Below are 15,774 nucleotides of genomic sequence, written 5' to 3'. Positions count from 1 at the left end.
CAAATATGCTTATTGCTGCGGCGGGGTTGCCGGATCAGCCGGGGTCGCCGGGCTGGCGGGCGCGGCCGGTGCCGGCGTACCAGCGGCAGCCTGAATCCGCTGCTGCAGGGCCGGGTCGGCGGCCGCAGCCTGGCCGATGGCGTTGAACTTTTCGGGCGGAATGCCCTTCGACTGCAGCGCGGCCAGCATCTTGGGCTGCTTTTCAGCAGCGGCAATCGCATTGTCCGACTGAATCTTGGTCACTTCCACGGCGGCGGCCGCAAACTGCTTGATATCGGCATCGCTGAAGTTGCTGGCGGCGGGGGCCGACGCGGCCGGGGCAGCGGGCGTCTGGGCCGACACGGAATAGGCTGCCAGCAGCGCGACGGACGCGACACCGGTTTTGATGATGTTCGAAAGGTTGAGACCCGTCATGTGCTTCTCCTTGGCTTTGCTACCGCCCAAAGCTGTGGACAAAGCAGGCGGGGGAAAAGTCCGGACAGGATGAAGCGTGGCATTAGAAAGATGGCGGAAAAGTTCCCGTCAGCCTGCCGCGAAGGGGAAACGATCGGTCGCGGCCCTCATTTCCATGCCGCAACGAAAAAGGGCCGCCCGATGAGCGGCCCTTCCCGATTCTGCTTACCAGATCTTCACCCGATCCTTGGGATCGAGATAGATCTTGCCGCCCGGCGCGGGCTTGAACGCATCATACCAGGCGTCGAAATTGCGCACGATGTCGGCCCGATATTGCGACGGCGCGTGCGGATCGGTGACCAGGCGCTGGCGCAGATTAGCCTCGCGATAATTGCGGCGCCACACCTGTGCCCAGCCCAGGAAGAAGCGCTGGTCGCCGGTCATGCCGTCGATCACCGGCGCGGCCTTGCCGCCCAGCGAGGCATGATAGGCGTCGAGCGCGACGGCCAGGCCGCCCAGATCGCCGATATTCTCGCCCATGGTGAAGGCGCCCTTCACATGCGCGCCGGGGAAGGGTTCATAGGCGTCATATTGGGCGCCGAGCTTGGCGGTCAGTGCCTTGAAATTGGCGACGTCCTGATCGGTCCACCACTGGTTGAGCTTGCCGGTCTCGTCATATTTCGCGCCCTGGTCGTCGAAATGATGACTGAGTTCATGGCCGATCACCGCGCCGATGCCGCCATAATTGACCGCCGGATCGGCATTCGGGTCAAAGAAGGGCGGCTGTAGGATGGCGGCCGGGAAGACGATCTCGACCATGCCGAAATTGGCATAGGCGTTGATCTCCATCGGGGTCATGCCCCATTCCCAGCGATAGATGGGCTTGCCCAGCTTGCCGATATTATAGTCGAAGTCGAACTGGTTCGACCGCATCGCATTGCCGAACAGGTCGCCCGATTTGATGGTCAGGCCGCTATAGTCCCGCCAGCGATCGGGATAGCCGATCTTGGGCGTGAAGGCGGCCAGTTTCTTGTGGGCGCGGGCCTTGGCCTCGTCGCTCATCCACGGCAGGCCGTCGATGCGGCGGCCCATGGCCGACAGGACATTCTTGACCAGCTGGTCCATCGCCGCCTTGGTTTCGGGCGGGAAATATTTGGCGACATAGACCTTGCCGACTTCCTCACCCAGCGATTCCTTGAGGAAGGTGACGCCGCGCTTCCAGCGTTCCTCGCGCTCGGGCGTGCCCGACAGGGTGGTGCCGAAAAAGGCGAAATCGGCGCTGGCGATGCTATCGGGCAGATAATCGGCATAGCTGTGGACACTGCGCAGCAGCAGGCTGTCCTTCAGCACGCCGATCGGCGCCTTCGCGATCAGCGCGGCCTCGCCGGTGACGGCGGAGGGCTGGGCGACCAGCAGGTCGGTGGGCTTGAGGCCAACGGCGCCGAAATAGGCGGCGAAGTCGAAACCGGGCGCGGCCTTCTGCAGCGCGGCGAGGGTCATCTTGTTATAGGTCTTGTCCGCGTCGCGGCTGTCGACCTGGGTCCAGTGGACCTTGGCGATCTCGGTCTCGAACGCCATCAGCGCGGCAGCGCGCGCCTTGGCATTGGGTTCGCCCAGCAGGGTCAGCATCTGTTCGAGATGGGCGACATAGGCGGTGCGGATCGCCGCCATCTTCTCGCTCTGGTCGAGATAATAGTCGCGGTCGGGCAGGCCCAGACCACCCTGCATCATCGAGAGGATGTAGGTTTCGGGATCCTTGTCGTCCTGGCCGACATAGAAGCGGAACGGGCCGCGCACGCCGGCGCGCGCCGCCTTGCCGGACAGGGCGGCATAGGCCTTCAGATCCTTGACCGCGCCGATCTCGGCCAGCCAGGGCTTGATCGGGGCAAGGCCCTTCGCCTCAACCGCGGCCGAGTCCAGATAGGTCGCATAGGCGACGCCGATCTTGCTGCTGGGATCGGTCTTGGCGCCGTCCAATATCTCGCGGGTGCGCTTCTGCGACAGCTCGTCCAGCACGGTGAAGGCGCCATAGTTGGATTTGTCCGCCGGGATTGGCGTGTTCTTCAGCCAGGTGCCGTTGGCATATTCATAGAAATCGTCGCCGGGCTTGACCGAGGCATCCATGCCGGCGGTGTCGAAGCCGTATGTGCCATAGGTCGGCTTTGCGGCCGGGGCAGCGGCGGTCGTGGTGGCGGGCTGGTCGGCATGGGCCACGGTCGCGGCGAGCGCGAGGCCGGTGGCGGCAGCGCCCATCAGGAGGAACTTCATGAAGGCTATTCCCTTGCTTCGTCTGGATCGGACGTCATTCACTCTGTCCGTTCTGGCGGGCAGTTCAACGCCCGTCAAAGCGGCATGTCCATGTCGTTGGTCGAAAATTATCGGCCGTTGAAATTATCGGGAAGATGGATGTGTGCCCTGAAGGCGGCCGCCAGACTGTCCCGGTCGAGCGGATCGAGCAGCGGCAGGCGCCCCAGGCTGGGCACGCCGGCGATGTGCGGGATGATCCGCTCATTCTCCTCATGCGCATCCCCTATGAAGGCGATGCCGACAACATGGACGCCGCGCGCGCGCAGCGCCTCTATGCTGAGCAGGCTGTGGTTGATCGTGCCAAGGCCGGTGCGGGCGCACAGGATCGCGGGCTGGCCCCAATAGGCGAACAGGTCCGCCATCAGCAGGCTTTCGCTGACCGGCACCAGCACGCCGCCCGCGCCTTCCACCACCAGCGGCCCGTCGACCCTGGGCAGGGCCAGGCGATCGAGCGAGATGTCCACGCCGTCGATCCGTGCGGCGAGATGCGGAGAGGCGGGCGTAGCGAGGCGATAGGCTTCGGGCAGGATACGTTCGGGCGACAGGCCCGACAGGGTGGCAACCCGTTCCTTGTCGCCCTGCGGATCGACGCCGGCCTGGATCGGCTTCCAATAATAGGCACCAAGCGCCGCGGCGAGGCCGGCGGCGAAGACGGTCTTGCCGATGTCGGTATCGGTGCCGGTGACGATCAGGCGGGTCATCGGGCGACCCGGCGCAGCACGTCGCCGAGCGCGATCACGTCGGCGCGCCCGACATTGAGCGAGAGCGAGATGCGCAGCCGGCTGGTGCCGGCGGGCACGGTCGGCGGGCGGATGCCGCGCACGTCGAAGCCGGCCTCCTGCAAGGCGGCGGCGGCGGCCATGGTGCGCGCATCCTCGCCCAGGATCAGCGGGATGATCTGGCTGCGCGGACGGGGCAGGCCGAGCGGCGCGCAGATCGCTTCCACTGCGTCCTGGCGCAATGTGGCCAGCCGGTCGCGGCGATTGTCGGCGGTCTCGATCCGGTCGATCGCGGCGGAAGCAGCGACCGCCATCAGCGGCGAAGGTGCGGTCGAGAAGATGAAGGGGCGGGCGCGGTTGATGAGATAGTCGATATGGATGCGCGGGCCGCAGATCAGCGCGCCCTCCACGCCCATCGCCTTGCCGCAGGTGTGGAGGGTGATGACATTGTGCAGCCCGTCGAGGCCGGCCGACAGGCCGCGCCCGCCGGGACCGAAGACGCCGGTGCCATGGGCTTCGTCCAGCAGCAGCATCGCATCATGGGTGGCGGCGAGCTTGGCGAGATCGCCGAGCGGCGCCATGTCGCCGTCCATCGAATAGAGCGTTTCGACCGCGATCCAGATCCGCCCCTTGCCCCCTTCGGCGCGGAAGGCGGTGATGAGGTCGGCGAAGCTCTGCAGGTCATTGTGACGGGCAAAGACCGCAGTCGCTTTCGACAGGCGGATGCCGTCATGGACGCTGGCATGGATCAGTTCGTCCGCGACGATCAGGTCGCCGCGCTGTGGCAGGGTCGCGAACAGCGCCATGTTGGCGAGAAAGCCGTTGGCCAGGAACAGCGATGCCTGGGTGCGGAAAAATTCCGCGGCCTTGGCCTCCAGTCCTTCATGTTCGGGGGCATTGCCGCGCAGCAGGCGCGAGCCGCCCGAGCCGACCGGCACGCCGCGCGCGACCGCGTCGGCCACGGCCTGGCCGATCATCGGATCGGACGCGAGGCCAAGATAGTCGTTGGAGACAAAATCACGCCCGGCGCGGGGGATCAGGTGGCGCAGGCGCCCCCGCGATTCAAGTGCGGCGAGTTGCGTGCGGAAGGGTTCGCTGCTCATGGCCGCGGGCTATAGGCCCGCGCCCCGAGCCGGGCAAGCAAGCGCTTAACTTCGCACATTTCCCGCACATTTTGTCATCTTCATTCAAATGTGGGAAATTTCGTTACAAAGCTGTTCGATCGCCAAGGCCGGGCAATATAGGGCGGTGACATGCTGTAGGACAGCATAAGCGGCATATCGGCAAAGGGCAGGCGCCCTGTTGCTTGGTTGCGTCCGCGCTGCGCGGTCGATAGCCTCGGCATCCTCCCTCCCCGACGAGTACCCCGTCTCGATGCGTTCCGTTGCCTGCCGTCTTGCCGTCTTCCTGTTCGCCCTGTTACCCGGTCTGGCCAATGCCCAGCCTGCCAATCGGCCGACCCCCGGCTATACGCGCGTGGCGATTGATACGTCGGTCGGGACCATCATCGTGGCGCTCGACCAGCGCCGGGCGCCGCTGACCAGCGCCAATTTCCTGGCCTATGCCGACGACCAGCGGCTCGACGGCACGGTCTTCTACCGGGCGGCGCGGCGCAAGAGCGATCCCAGATATGGGCTGATCCAGGGCGGGATCGATACCGACCTGCGCCGGGCCTTGCCGCCGGTCCGGCATGAGCCGACCAGCCAGACCGGGATCAGGCATCTCGACGCGACATTGTCGATGGCCCGGCCCGACCGGCCCAATTCGGCATCGGGCAATTTCTTCATCACGGTAGGCCCGACGCCGAGGATGGACGCGCAGGGCAGTTCGATCGGCTATGCCGCCTTTGGCCATGTGGTGGCCGGCATGGACGTGGTGCGTCGCATCCTGGCGGTGCCGACCTGTTGCGGCACGGGGCCGATGCGCGGGCAGATGATCGTCAAGCCGATCATCATCCGGCATGTGCGACGGCTGGACGGAAAGGCGCGGCCGACCGGCAAGGTGAAGCCCTGGCTGATCCCGCGCGCCAAGCCGCGCCCGAAGAAGTGAGGGATCAGGCGATCGCTGCCTGACCGCGCATCCAGTCGCGTCCGGCATTGCGCGGCGGCCGGGCAGTGAAGCGCTTCCAGGCCTGTTCGTGGAAGAAGAAGGCGACCGCGTTGACCATCGGTTCGACCAGCGCGATGCCGCCGGCCAGCGCGACCGATCCGGTCATCAGATAGGCGACGGTGAAACCCATGGTCAGGTGGATCGACAAATAGGTGGCGGTCTTGATGAGATCGAGCGACATGGCGGAACCCCTTTGAAATCTGTTGCTCGATAATTAAGAATTGTTCGCAATAATCGCCAATGGCTTTTCCCGCTGGCTCTGATCGTTCCGGGCGATCAATATGGCGCAGGGAGGATCTTCATGACGGGACGGATCAGGGTCGGGATCGGCGGATGGGTCTATGAACCCTGGCGCGGCAGCTTCTATCCCGTCGGCATGCGCCAGAAGGATGAACTGGCCTATGTCGGCGTGCAACTGACCGCGACGGAAATCAACGCCACCTATTATAGCAGCCAGAAGCCGGCGACCTTTGCCGGTTGGGCGCAGGCGGTGCCCGACGGCTTTCAGTTTGCGGTCAAGGCGTCGCGATTCTGCACCAATCGCCGCGTGCTGGCGGAGGCGGGCGAGGCGATCCAGAAATTCGTCCAGCAGGGGATTGTCGAACTGGGCGACCGGCTGGGGCCGATCCTGTGGCAGTTCATGCCGACCAAGAAGTTTGACCCCGATGATTTCGGCGCCTTTCTGCAATTGTTGCCGGCCAGCGTCGATGGCGTGGCGCTGCGCCATGCGCTGGAGGTGCGGCATGAAAGCTTCGATGACCCGGCCTTCCTGGCGCTGGCACGCGACGCGGGCGTGGCGGTGGTGCTGGCCGATCATGCCGATTATCCGGCAATCACCGGCCATGATGTCGGTTTTTCCTACAGCCGGCTGATGCGCAGCCGGGAGGAAGAGGAGACCGGCTATACCGCGACGGACATCGCCGGCTGGGCCGATCGGACAAAGGCGCAGGCGGCGCAGGGCGACGCCTATCTCTTCTACATCGGCGGCGCCAAGGTCCGGAACCCGGCGGCGGCGCGCGCGACCATCATGGCTCTGGAGCAACAGCTGTGACATAATTGCGTTTGATGCAATTGGCATGTCAGGCTTTGCGATTGTTACAATAATGTGAAATCATCATATGGCGCTGCATCCCGATCCGGGATGTCGTTCCAATGATGGAGTCCAATATGCGTCAGGCCTTTCAGGCGACTGCGCTGGTGGTTGCGGTCAGCGTCCAGATGCTGACCTTCTACTCGGTGCTGTACGCTTAAGCGCAGATCGCGCTCATCCTTGTCCCGTCGATGCGGGGCATAAAAAGGCCGCCCAGGGCATATGCCGGGGCGGCGTTTTTGTATCCGGAAACCCTGCCTTCCGGCGGCGGCGAGGGATCAACCCTCAGCCAGCCAGCCGGCGAGCAGATAGGCCACGACGCCGATCGGGCCCAGGGCGCACAAGGTCAGCAGCACCAGGGCAACGCGGATCAGCGTGACATCCAGCCCGGTGCGGTTGGCGATGCCGGCGCACACGCCCATGATCTTCGCGTTGCGGCGGTCGAGGGTGAAGCTGTTGTTCATGGATCTGGCCTTCAATAATATCTGTGATGGGAAAGGGGCGGTTGCCCGATCAGGCGATCGGGGCAACCGGAACCGCCGCGCCGACGAACAGGCTGGCGAAGATGACGGCGCCGACAAAGGCAAGGGCGACGCTCTGGAACTTGGCGATGGACATGATACTCACTCCCTAGATATTTCCTGGCCGGACCGCCCGGCCTTGATGCCAGACGATATTGCAGGCGGCGTGCCAGTTTCGATTTTTGGCGGAAATCCGTGGGCTTTCCTCAGTCGCCGATTTTTTCGCCATGCGAAAAAATCCGATGGTTGGGAAAATTTGCCGTCAATCGGTGAAAGTTGCAGGTGGGTAATGAATAGGCCGTTGCTTTTCGTTTATGGCACACTGCGACCGGGCTTTGACGGGCCGATGGCGCACTGGCTAGCCGATCGCGCCGAGTGGATCGGGGCCGGCTGGATCGGCGGCAAACTCTATCAGGTGGCGGATTATCCCGGTTTCGTGCCGGGGGAGGTGGGGCGCGTATATGGTGACCTGTTCGCGCTACCCGATGCGGAGGGGATGCTGGCGCGGCTCGACGCCTATGAGGAATGCACGTCCGACGATCCGCAGCCGCATGAATATCGGCGCGAACGCTGTCTGGTGGAAACGGCGGATGGGCCTGTCACGGCCTGGGTCTATCTGTACGCCCTGTCCATTACCGGACATCGGGTGATCGCCAGCGGCGATTATCTGGCGGCGCGCTGATCCGCTGGAATGAATGGCTCTGGCCTCTGGACGGGCAGCGCTACCTTGCGCCTGCCCGTCCCGGCTGACGATCAGAAATGATAGGCGAGGCCGACCAGGGTCTGGTGCCGGTCGAACTTGCCGCCGTCGCCAAGGTCACTATATCGATATTCGATACGCGCGGTGACCTTGTCGGCGACGAAGCGCTCGACGCCGGCACCCACGCCCCAGCCGTCGAAACTGTCATGGCCCGAAAGGGTGCCGCTGGCATCGCTGAGCGCGATACGGCCGCGCATATTCTCGTAGCTGCCCCGGACATAGAGCAGGGTGTTGCCGCCGACGACATAGCCGGCGCGCGCGCCGATATCGAAGCTGTAATTGGGATCGATCAGCGATCCGCCGACGCGGGATGCGTCATCGGCGGCGATGTCGAAACCGGCCTCCACGCCGACCACGATCTTGTCGGTAAGCTGATGATCATAACCGGCAAAGCCGCCACCGAAGAAGGCGTCGCGCGATTCACGCATATCGAGACGGCCGACATCGCTGTTGGCGCTGCCGATGCTGTCGCGGTTCCAGCCCGCCTGGACGCCGACATAGGGGCCCTGGAAGCTTTCGGCATGGGCGGTGCCGCAGGCGAGGGCGAGGCCGATGGCTGCCGCGGTGCCGATCATGTTTCTCATCATGTCTATCCCTTTTCCCATTTGTTCGAGATGGGCTCGAAATAGGGAAATGGGCGGGCATGATAAGCCGGCGGCGGCGCACCAGACTGTCTCGCATCGCGAGACAATCCGGGCCGGCCGATGTGGCAATGCGGGAGGATCAGTCCTGGGGCTGGTCCATCTTCGGCAGGATCTTCTCGACGATGACGGGCGCCACCGGTGCGGGATCGACCGCGCTCTTGACCAGGCTGTCGAGGCTGGAACCGTCGAGGCCCAGTTCCTTCATCAGCCCGTCGATCACCGGCGCCTGGGCGCGGTAGCGCAGCGCGGCGGACACCGCGGCACTGGCGAGATTTTGGTCGCCACCGACGCTCACCAGACCGTCCGCGCCCGCGCCGCCGCCCTGGCCGGTGAGGCCGTCGACCTGCACGATCTTGATCGAGTCGATCGATTCCATCGGCTTGGCCGCTTCGCGCACCAGGTCGGGCAACACCTTGAGCAAGGCGAGCTTGGTCTGCAGCGACATCTGGTCGGACGACAGCAGGTTCGCTGCCTCGTTGACTGCGCGCTGGCCGGCGGCTTCCACTTCGAAGCGGACGCGATCGGCCTCGGCGCGCAGCTTGGCGGCTTCGGCCTCACCTTCGGCCGCCACGCGCAGCGCTTCGGCCCGGTCCGCAGCCGCCTGTTTCTCGGCTTCCGCCTCGACCCGGATCTGGATGGCGGCACGCTCCGCCTCGCGCGCGGCGTCGATCAGCTCGATCCGCTTGGTGCGTTCGGCGATCTCGGTCGCGCGGCTGGTCTGCACCTGCTCTTCGGCGGCAACCGCCTTGGCGCGGGCCTCGTCGGCTTCGGCCTTGGCTTGGCTTTCCTCGCGGCTCTTGTTCTGGACCGCGATCTGCTGTTCCTGGCGCGCCAGTTCGAGCGCCTGGGCCTGGGCGATCTTGGCCTGCTGCACGGCACGGTCGGCCTCGATCTGCTGGCTGTCGACCAGCTTCTTCGCCTCGATCCGGGCCTGGTCGGCTTCCTGGCTGCGCAGCGACTGTTCGCGGGCGACTTCGGCGATCTGCGCGGCGCGGCGCATCTCGACCTCGCGCTCCTGTTCCAGCCGGGCAAATTCGGCGTCGCGGGCGATCAGCAGGGACTGGCGCTCGGCCTCCAGATTCTTGGTTTCGATCTGGACGCGGGTTTCCTGCTCGATGTCGTTGCGCGACTTCTTGCGCAGTTCGATCTGCTCGGTGAGTTTGGTCAGGCCCTCGGCATCGAAGGCGTTGTTGGCGTTGAAATGTTCGATCGAGGTCTGGTCGAGGCCGGTCAGCGAAACGCTCTCCAGTTCGAGGCCGTTCATTGCAAGGTCGACCGAGGAGACCTGCTGTACCTTCTGCACGAAATCGCCGCGCTGTTCGTGCAGTTGATTCATGGTCATGCCGGCCGCGACCGAGCGCAGCGCGTCGACGAACTTGCCCTCGACCAGTTCCTTCAGCGCTTCGGGATTCATGGTGCGCATGCCCAGCGTCTGCGCGGCGGTGGCGATCGATTGTGCATCGGGCTTCACGCGGACATAGAATTCCGCCTTCACGTCGATGCGCAGGCGATCGAGCGTGATCAGGGCGTCGCTATTCTTGCGTTCGACCGCCAGGCGGACGGTGTTCATGTTGACCGGCATGGTTTCGTGGAAGATCGGCAGCACCAGCGCGCCGCCGTTCATCACCACCTTTTCCCCGCCGAAGCCGGTGCGGACGAAGCCGATTTCCTTGGATGCGCGCTTGTAGAGGCGGGCGATGACGATGCCCAGCACGATCAGGACGAGCAGGCCGCTGCCGGCGATCATCGCATAGGGCAGGATGGAAAAACTCTCCTGCACGGCGGGAAGATTCATGACTCTCTCCTAGAGACGGGGCAGATAATGGTCGCCATGCGAGATGGCGCGGAACAGATGCTCTTCGCGGCGCACCAGCAGGATGGTCTCGCCTTCCTCCAGCACCTGGCCGTCATTGTCGGGCTCGACCATGACATAATGGGCCTGGCCATGATGATCCTCGACCCGTGCGCGGGCGGGGGAGCCGCGGGTCGCGCGGCCGGTGACGATGCGGGCGCGGCTACCGACCAGATGGTCGAGCGGAATGGCGGTGCTGTGATCGCGGGGCAGCAGCGGCGCGAGCAGGCGGGCGGCAAGGCCGGTGGCGGGCAGGGCGGCGACGCCGGCGGCCGGAACCGCAATCCAGGGCGACAGCATCGCACCCAGAAGGTCATGCGCCGCCTGCTGGCCAAGCAGGCCGATGACGGCGAAGCAGGTGAGGAACAAGGCGATCAGCGCCAGCAGCGGCAGGCGGCCAAAGCCCAGCCAGCCGAGCAGGTCGGCATCCGCATCCAGATCGAGATCGGCGTCGCCGGCCAGGCCCAGCGCCTGGACGCCACCGATCAGCAGCATCAGCAGCAGGGCCGATACGAAGACGATATTTTCCGGCGCGAGAAGAAAGACTGCCACCCATAACCCCCTGATTCGGAGGCGATGCTATCCGACGAAGTGACGCCGGGACAGGATAAAGCGACGCGCTGTCTTAGTTCAGTGCATCGCCACGTCGCGGCTGAGATAGACCTCTGCCACGCGGCCGTCCTTCATCGCGCAGGTGAAGCGGCGGGTGGTGCCTTCGGTGGCGCGATAGCTGGCGCGGGTTTCGACCTCGCCATCGATATTATAGCTGTCGGCGGTCGCCCGTGGCTCGTCGATGTGCCGGATTTCGGCATAGCCGGCCTGGCCCTGCGCCTCGTCCCGCGCGGCCAGCGCGCAGGCGTCGGTCAGCTGGTCATTGCTCTGGTTGGTGGCAGCGACGTCCGAAAAATCATCCGCGCGGGCGGACGATTCGGGGCTGTAGACATCCCCGTTGCCGGCATCCGCTCCATAATCGGTGCCGCCGGTCGGGGGCGGGGCGTCATTGTCGGCATAGGGGCGGTTGTCGGCATCGGCCCCGCGTGCGTCCTTGCGGTCCTTGGAGACGGAATTGGCGACCACCACGGCGGCGCCGAGCAGCGCGGCAATGCCGACCGCGTCGCCAAAGCCGAAGCCATTGCCGCGATCATGGCGGTGATGCCAGTAGCGATCGTCATAGCGGGGCCGGGCCTGTGCCGGAGCGACGCTGCCCAGCAGCAGTCCTGCGCCGACCAGCGCACCCGTCATCCACCGCGTCCTGTTCCCGATCATCTGCCTGTCTCCTGCGATGGACAGAGCCATAGCCGCGTCGGGCTGTCCAGAGGCTGAATGGGCTCAGTCCGGCTCGCGTCGGATGTCGAGCCCGGTGAAATGGGCGGCAAAGGCATAGCTGTCGGCATATTCCTCGATCAGCTTGTCGATCGGCTTGCCCGCACCATGGCCCGCACGATTCTCGACCCGCAGCAGATGCGGCTTGTCGCCGATCGACGCGGCCTGCAGCGCGGCGGCATATTTGAAGCTGTGCGCCGGCACGACCCGGTCGTCGGTATCCGCCGTGGTCACCAGGATCGCCGGATAATCCTTGCCGCTCAAGATGTTGTGATAGGGCGAATAGCCATAGAGCAGGGGGAAGTCGCGTTCATTGTCGGGCGATCCATAATCGTCGACCCAATAGCGGCCGGCGGTGAAGCGATCGAAGCGCAGCATGTCCATGACGCCGACCGCGGGCAGGGCGGCGGCGAACAGGTCGGGCCGCTGGTTGACCACCGCGCCGACCAGCAGGCCGCCATTGGAGCGCCCCTCGATCGCCAGGCCATCCTTGGGGGTATAGCCCTGCGCCTTGAGATATTCGGCGGCGGCGATGAAATCGTCGAACACATTCTGCTTGTTGGCGCCGCGCCCGGCATCGTGCCAGGCCTTGCCGAACTCGCCGCCGCCGCGCAGATTGGCGATGGCATAGGCGCCGCCCTGTTCCAGCCAGGCCATGCGGGTCGCCGAATAGCCCGGTGTCAGCGCGATGTTGAAACCGCCATAGCCATAAAGGATGGTCGGCACCGCCTGTGCATGGTCGGCCAGCACTTTCTTGCGCAGGATCGTCATCGGGATCAGCGTCCCGTCCTTCGAGGGGTAGCTGACCTGTTCGACGCCATAATCGGCGGGATTGAAGGGCAGGTCGGGCTGGGCGAAGAGCTGGGTCTGCTGGCTCGCCGTGTCGAAGCGATAGATGCTGGCCGGGGTCACGAAGCCGGAGAAGGAGAAGAAGGTTTCCGGGTCGCCATCGCGTCCGCCGAAACCGGCGGCGGTGCCCATGCCCGGTAGCGGCACGTCGCCGACCTTGCGGCCGTCCAGCTCGACCAGTTCGGCGACGGTTTCCGATTGGGTCATGTAAGCGAGGATGAAGCGGTTGCCGACCAGCGATCCGCCGGCCAGCGTATCGGCGCGTTCGGCCACCAGCGGCTTTTCGCTGCGCCCCGGCCGCAGGGCGTCGAGCATCACCAGCCGCATATGGGCGGCCTTGCGGTCGGTGACGAAATAGAGGGTCGATCCCCGGCTGCCGATCAGGCGCCAGTCATTGGCGAGGCCCTTGACCAGCGTCCGCAGCTTGACGGGGCCACCGTCGAGCGCGGCGACATGCAGTTCGCGGCGCGGGTCCATGCCGGCAAAGCTGCTGACGATCAGCCAGCGGCCATCGCTCGTGACCTGGGCGGTGTGGCTGAGGCCGGGGCGATCAGGCGTCGCATAGATGAGCTGGTCCTGCGCCTGGGGCGTGCCGATGCGATGATAATAAAGCTGCTGGTCGCTGTTGGTCGACTGATAGGCTTCGCCGTCGACCGGCGCGGCATAGCGGGAATAGAAGAAGCCCTCGCCCCGGCCGTCCCAGGCGGTCTGCGAGAACTTGACCCATTCGACCTTGTCGTCGAGGATCTTGCCGCTGTCGACGTCCAGCACGCGCAGGGTGCGCCAGTCGCTGCCGGCATCCTGCACGCCATAGGCGAGGAAGCGACCGTCGGGCGAGGGCGTCCATTCGGCCAGCGCGCTCGCGCCGTCCCTGGCCCAGCGATTGGGGTCGAGCAGCAGCCTTTGTTCACCGGCCAGCCCTTCGCGGACATAGAGCGGGGTCTGGTTCTGCAGCCCCTTGTTATAGCCGTAGAAATAGCGGGTGCCGGCCTTGCGCGGCACGGTGAAGCGGCCATGGGCGAAAAGCGCCTGCATCCGCGTCTTGAGCGCGTCGCGGCCGGGCAGGTCGTCAATATAACGGCGGGTCAGGTCATTTTCGCGGCCGACCCAGTCGCGCACGGCGGGATCGGTGCGGACGTCATTTTCCAGCCAGCGATAGGGATCGGTCACCTTCACGCCGAAATGATCCTCGACCAGATCTTGGCGGCGGGTGAGCGGGTAATGGAGGCCGTTGTCCGGCGGCGTCGCGTCGATCGCGGCGGGGGTGGCATCGCCCGAGGCAGCGGCAGTCACAGCAGAGGCCGGCGCGGCGGCGATCACTGCCAGCAGGGCCGGCAGCGGCCAGATCAGGCGGCGAAGCGCGCGCATCCTCTCGACCCTATTATCCTTGAAAAGAAGACAGGCCGCGGCTTCGGATGAAGCCGCGGCCTGTTCGACTATCGTCTATCCACCGTTACCGGTGGAACCGCGATCAGGCGGCTTCGAATTCGTCTTCGTCGACGGTGTTGACCGGACCGGAGTCCTGGCCCTTGGCATCGACGTCACGGTCGACCAGCTCGATGATCGCGATCGGAGCGGCGTCCGAAGCGCGGAAACCGGCCTTGATCACGCGGGTGTAGCCACCGTTGCGATCCTTGTAACGCTCGGCCAGGACTTCGAACAGCTTGGTCAGCTGCGCATCGTCCTTCAGGCGGGCATCGGCCAGACGACGGTTGGACAGGCCACCCTTCTTGGCGAGGGTGATCAGCTTCTCGACGTAGGGACGCAGTTCCTTCGCCTTCGGCGTGGTGGTCAGGATCTGCTCATGCTTGATGAGCGAGGCAGCCAGGTTGCGAAGCAGGGCGGTACGATGACCGGTGCTGCGCTGAAGCTTACGATGACCAACTTTATGACGCATGTCTCATTCCTTCGTTCGTTAAGGGGCCGGATGAGGTACCCCAGACCAGGCAGCGATTAAGGGGCGCCGCCCATTGCCCCAGTTCCTCCCCGGAACGGGGAGGGGGACCGGCCATCGGCCGGTGGAGGGGCAGGTGCCGTCAAATGCAAGATTCGACCGGCATTCCGCCTGGAGGCCCGTGCCCCTCCACCACTCGCTTCGCGAGCGGTCCCCCTCCCCGAGCAAGCTCGGGGAGGATTAGCCCAGCAGCTCCTGTTCGAGCTTCTTGGCCATTTCCTCGATATTTTCCGGCGGCCAGCCGGGGATGTCCATGCCCAGGCGCAGGCCCATGGACGACAGCACTTCCTTGATTTCGTTCAGCGACTTGCGGCCGAAATTCGGGGTGCGCAGCATCTCGGCTTCGGTCTTCTGGACCAGATCGCCGATATAGATGATGTTGTCGTTCTTGAGGCAGTTGGCCGAGCGGACCGACAGTTCCAGTTCGTCCACCTTCTTGAGCAGATAGCGGTTGATCTGGTTGGTGTCGCTTTCGCCTTCCGACGCAGCGGCAGCGGCATGGCCGGCAGCCGGGGCAGCGGCGGGCAGCGCGTCCTCGAAGTGGACGAACAGCTGGAGCTGGTCCTGCAGGATGCGGGCTGCATAGGCAATCGCATCTTCCGGCGTCACGGTGCCGTCGGTTTCCAGCGTCAGCGACAGCTTGTCATAGTCCAGTTCCTGGCCGACGCGAGTGTTATCCACCTTGTAGGCGACCTGGCGGACCGGCGAGTAGAGCGCGTCGACCGGGATCAGGCCGATCGGTGCGTCTGCCGGGCGGTTGGCGACGGCGGGGACATAGCCCTTGCCGATGTCAGCCGTCAGTTCCATGTTCAGCGTCGCGCCCTGATCGAGGTGACAGATCACCAGATCGGGGTTCATCACTTCGATGTCGCCGACGACGGCAATGTCGCCTGCCTTCACCACGGCCGGGCCGGTGGCGGACAGCTGCAGACGCTTGGGGCCTTCGCCTTCCATCTTCAGCGCGACCTGCTTGATGTTCAGGACGATGTCGGTGACGTCCTCACGCACGCCGGCGAGCGACGAGAATTCGTGCAGGACATTCTCGATCTTGATCGAGGTGACCGCCGCGCCCTGGAGCGAGGAGAGAAGAACCCGGCGCAGCGCGTTGCCGAGCGTCAGGCCGAAACCGCGCTCAAGCGGTTCGGCAACGAAGGTCGCCTTGCGCTTGCCGTCGCCGGTCGGCTTGATCTCGAGGGCGTTGGGCTTCTTCAATTCCTGCCAGTTCTTCATGTTGACAGTCATGTACTTCCCCT

At 64.9% G+C, this 15,774-nt stretch carries 16 protein-coding genes; 3 read left to right on the top strand and 13 right to left on the bottom strand.

Annotated elements, in window-relative coordinates; genetic code table 11:
* Positions 1 to 9: 9 nt before the first annotated feature.
* The 4 genes from E5554_RS00655 to E5554_RS00640 all read right to left on the bottom strand — a co-directional run bounded on the left by E5554_RS00655 (position 10) and on the right by E5554_RS00640 (position 4,522).
* Positions 10 to 414 carry a DUF4168 domain-containing protein gene (locus tag E5554_RS00655; RefSeq protein ID WP_136185665.1) on the bottom strand — a complete coding sequence of 135 codons (405 nt, stop codon included), beginning with the start codon at positions 412 to 414 and terminating at the stop codon, positions 10 to 12.
* Positions 415 to 618: 204 nt separating this feature from the next.
* A complete protein-coding gene (locus tag E5554_RS00650; protein ID WP_136185664.1) occupies positions 619 to 2,661 on the bottom strand; it encodes a M13-type metalloendopeptidase in 2,043 nt (680 codons plus the stop codon).
* A gap of 107 nt (positions 2,662 to 2,768) precedes the next feature.
* Complete coding sequence (bioD, locus tag E5554_RS00645) at positions 2,769 to 3,401, bottom strand: dethiobiotin synthase (protein WP_136185663.1); 633 nt, start codon at positions 3,399 to 3,401, stop codon at positions 2,769 to 2,771.
* Positions 3,398 to 4,522 (bottom strand): 8-amino-7-oxononanoate synthase, encoded by a 1,125-nt coding sequence (locus tag E5554_RS00640; RefSeq protein ID WP_136185662.1) that lies wholly within the window; start codon positions 4,520 to 4,522, stop codon positions 3,398 to 3,400. The genes bioD and E5554_RS00640 overlap by 4 nt, the downstream gene beginning before the upstream one ends.
* Positions 4,523 to 4,793: 271 nt before the next feature.
* On the opposite strand from E5554_RS00640, the gene E5554_RS00635 reads away from it, so the two are divergent.
* Entirely contained in the window at positions 4,794 to 5,468 is a 675-nt protein-coding gene (locus E5554_RS00635; protein ID WP_136185661.1) for a peptidylprolyl isomerase, read from the top strand.
* 4 nt (positions 5,469 to 5,472) lie between these two features.
* On the opposite strand, the gene E5554_RS00630 is transcribed toward E5554_RS00635, so the two are convergent.
* Positions 5,473 to 5,709, bottom strand: a complete 237-nt coding sequence (locus E5554_RS00630; RefSeq protein WP_136185660.1) for a DUF2061 domain-containing protein — start codon at positions 5,707 to 5,709, stop codon at positions 5,473 to 5,475.
* Positions 5,710 to 5,829: 120 nt separating this feature from the next.
* On the opposite strand from E5554_RS00630, the gene E5554_RS00625 reads away from it, so the two are divergent.
* Complete coding sequence (locus tag E5554_RS00625) at positions 5,830 to 6,579, top strand: DUF72 domain-containing protein (protein ID WP_136185659.1); 750 nt, start codon at positions 5,830 to 5,832, stop codon at positions 6,577 to 6,579.
* 317 nt (positions 6,580 to 6,896) lie between these two features.
* Here the strand turns inward: E5554_RS00625 and E5554_RS00620 are convergent, their stop codons facing one another.
* Entirely contained in the window at positions 6,897 to 7,082 is a 186-nt protein-coding gene (locus E5554_RS00620) for a PspC domain-containing protein (protein WP_004208760.1), read from the bottom strand.
* Positions 7,083 to 7,428: 346 nt separating this feature from the next.
* On the opposite strand from E5554_RS00620, the gene E5554_RS00615 reads away from it, so the two are divergent.
* Entirely contained in the window at positions 7,429 to 7,821 is a 393-nt protein-coding gene (locus E5554_RS00615) for a gamma-glutamylcyclotransferase family protein (RefSeq protein WP_136185658.1), read from the top strand.
* A gap of 71 nt (positions 7,822 to 7,892) precedes the next feature.
* Here the strand turns inward: E5554_RS00615 and E5554_RS00610 are convergent, their stop codons facing one another.
* The 7 genes from E5554_RS00610 to E5554_RS00580 form a co-directional block, all read right to left on the bottom strand.
* Entirely contained in the window at positions 7,893 to 8,486 is a 594-nt protein-coding gene (locus tag E5554_RS00610; protein WP_136185657.1) for a porin family protein, read from the bottom strand.
* Positions 8,487 to 8,622: 136 nt separating this feature from the next.
* On the bottom strand, positions 8,623 to 10,338 hold the full coding sequence (locus tag E5554_RS00605) for a flotillin domain-containing protein (protein ID WP_136185656.1): 1,716 nt from the start codon (positions 10,336 to 10,338) through the stop codon (positions 8,623 to 8,625).
* A gap of 9 nt (positions 10,339 to 10,347) precedes the next feature.
* Positions 10,348 to 10,947 carry an OB-fold-containig protein gene (locus E5554_RS00600; protein WP_136185655.1) on the bottom strand — a complete coding sequence of 200 codons (600 nt, stop codon included), beginning with the start codon at positions 10,945 to 10,947 and terminating at the stop codon, positions 10,348 to 10,350.
* Between the two features lie 78 nt (positions 10,948 to 11,025).
* Positions 11,026 to 11,661, bottom strand: coding sequence for a hypothetical protein (locus E5554_RS00595; protein ID WP_136185654.1), 636 nt, complete (start codon positions 11,659 to 11,661; stop codon positions 11,026 to 11,028).
* 63 nt (positions 11,662 to 11,724) lie between these two features.
* Positions 11,725 to 13,935, bottom strand: coding sequence for a prolyl oligopeptidase family serine peptidase (locus E5554_RS00590; RefSeq protein ID WP_136185653.1), 2,211 nt, complete (start codon positions 13,933 to 13,935; stop codon positions 11,725 to 11,727).
* Between the two features lie 103 nt (positions 13,936 to 14,038).
* Entirely contained in the window at positions 14,039 to 14,464 is a 426-nt protein-coding gene (rplQ, locus tag E5554_RS00585; RefSeq protein WP_004208754.1) for a 50S ribosomal protein L17, read from the bottom strand.
* Positions 14,465 to 14,701: 237 nt separating this feature from the next.
* Positions 14,702 to 15,763 (bottom strand): DNA-directed RNA polymerase subunit alpha, encoded by a 1,062-nt coding sequence (locus E5554_RS00580; protein WP_004208753.1) that lies wholly within the window; start codon positions 15,761 to 15,763, stop codon positions 14,702 to 14,704.
* Between the last annotated feature and the right edge of the window lie 11 nt (positions 15,764 to 15,774).

Source organism: Sphingobium sp. PAMC28499, from assembly GCF_004795815.1.
GTDB classification, from domain to species: domain Bacteria; phylum Pseudomonadota; class Alphaproteobacteria; order Sphingomonadales; family Sphingomonadaceae; genus Sphingobium; species Sphingobium yanoikuyae.
The sequence above is the reverse complement of the archived record's forward strand: the minus strand, read 5'-3'. Positions and strand labels throughout refer to the sequence as shown.